General features: G+C 63.7%; 1 protein-coding gene. It reads left to right on the top strand.

The features are described from left to right. Window positions 1-80: 80 nt before the first annotated feature. Window positions 81-1,247 (top strand): IS110 family transposase, encoded by a 1,167-nt coding sequence (locus IVA74_RS06890; RefSeq protein ID WP_247341006.1) that lies wholly within the window; start codon window positions 81-83, stop codon window positions 1,245-1,247. Window positions 1,248-1,718 lie beyond the last annotated feature (471 nt).

Below are 1,718 nucleotides of genomic sequence, written 5' to 3'. Positions count from 1 at the left end.
CGAAGATTCCATGGGGAGTGGATAGCGACCAAGTCTGAGGCCAGACTGAGGTTGCAATACCACCCAACCTGGAGACGACGATGTTGCTCGATCATCCTTCCGACGGACCGACCGCTATCCGCACGCAGTTTGGCGCAATTTTTGTGTCTTTGGAACTGAGCCGTTCGACATGGCTGGTGACCTCGCTGTCGCCGGGCCATAGCGAGAAGATGTCCAAACACAGCGTGAAGGCCGGCGATCTTCCGGAACTTTTGAAGCTGTTTTCCGAGCTGAAGCAGAAGGCCCTGGCGCGAACGGGGGAAAGCTATCGGATCGTGAGCATCCAGGAGGCGGGGCTGGACGGGTTCTGGCTTCACCGCGCTCTGCAACAGGAAGACATTGAGAGCCACGTGGTCGATCCGGCCTCGATCGCGACCCCGCGCCGGCGCCGGCGCGCCAAGACGGACCGGCTGGATGGTGAGACGTTGTTGCGGTCGCTTCTGGCCTACAAGCGCGGCGAGCCGCGGGTCTGTGCGATGGTCGCTGCTCCCTCCCCGGAAGAGGAGGACCGTCGCAGGCTTTGCCGCGAGCGGCGGACATTGATCGCCGAGCGGATCGTGCATGTGAACCGGATCAAGGGTCTTCTGTTCGCACAAGGCATATTCGACTACGTGCCGATGCGGCGCAACCGCCGGGCAGCGCTCGATGTCCTGCGCACGGGGGACGGACGGGTGCTGCCGGCGCATTTGAAGGTCCAGATCGGCCGCGAACTCGACCGGCTCGAACTGCTGCTCGAGCAGATCGCGGCGGTGGAGCGCGAGCAGGATGCGTTGCTGGCCGCGAGCAGGCCGGCCGGAGGGACGGAGGGATCGAACCCGGTCGCGATGCTGCTCGACCTGAAGAGCATGGGTCCGAACTTCGCTGCCGTTCTCTGGACGGAGGCCTTCTGGCGACAGTTCGCCAACCGCCGCCAGGTTGCGTCCTATGCCGGTCTTGCGGCCACGCCCTGGCGCAGCGGCGGGATCGCGCGCGAGCAAGGCGTGTCGAAAGCCGGCAATCCGCGCCTGAGAACCACGATGATCCAGCTCGCCTGGTTATGGATCCGCCACCAGCCGCAATCGGCGCTGACCCGATGGTTCAACGCCAACAGCCCGCGCGGCCGCAAGCGCACGATCGTGGCGCTGGCGCGCAAGCTGCTCGTGGCCTTGTGGAAGTACGTGACCGCCGGCGTCGTGATTGAGGGAGCCGTGATGAAGTCCGCCGCCTGAGGCAACCCCTCTCACAGTCTTCAAACCAATCAGCCGAGGAACGATCAGCCTCGGCCGATCCGGGTGGACGAACCGATGGATTGCATGGCTTCAAATGCCGCAACGAAGAATGGTCCCGTCCTCTCGAGCCTGCCCCGCCGCAAGCGGAATGTTGGTGCAGTCGCGACCGCGCGACGACCGGATGTGAGTTTGATCTGGCACGCGAAACCAGATTGCGAAAACCGGCTCGAACCTGAGATCGCCTGACGAGAAGGAGCTATCCGCCCCGCATCCGCCCGACCACCAAAGCCTGATGGCGTGCTCGCTCGCGTCAAGGTCAAGCCGCTTCGCGGCGGCCCTCCGGGCCGACCTTGACACGATCTGCGCGCGCCATCCGAAAGACCCAGCGGTCGGGACGAAAAGCTGGCAGCAATCAAACAAAAAGCTGAACATCCGCCTTGACACACCAAATCCCCATGTGAGCAATCCAGA

Source organism: Bradyrhizobium sp. 132 (assembly GCF_023074185.1).
Classification (GTDB): domain Bacteria; phylum Pseudomonadota; class Alphaproteobacteria; order Rhizobiales; family Xanthobacteraceae; genus Bradyrhizobium.
This window is presented reverse-complemented; position numbering and strand designations above follow the sequence as displayed.

Excerpts from the sequence above, each read along its gene's own strand:
- IVA74_RS06890 (WP_247341006.1), top strand. The coding sequence starts at position 81 with ATGTTGCTCGATCATCCTTCCGACGGACCGACCGCTATCCGCACGCAG.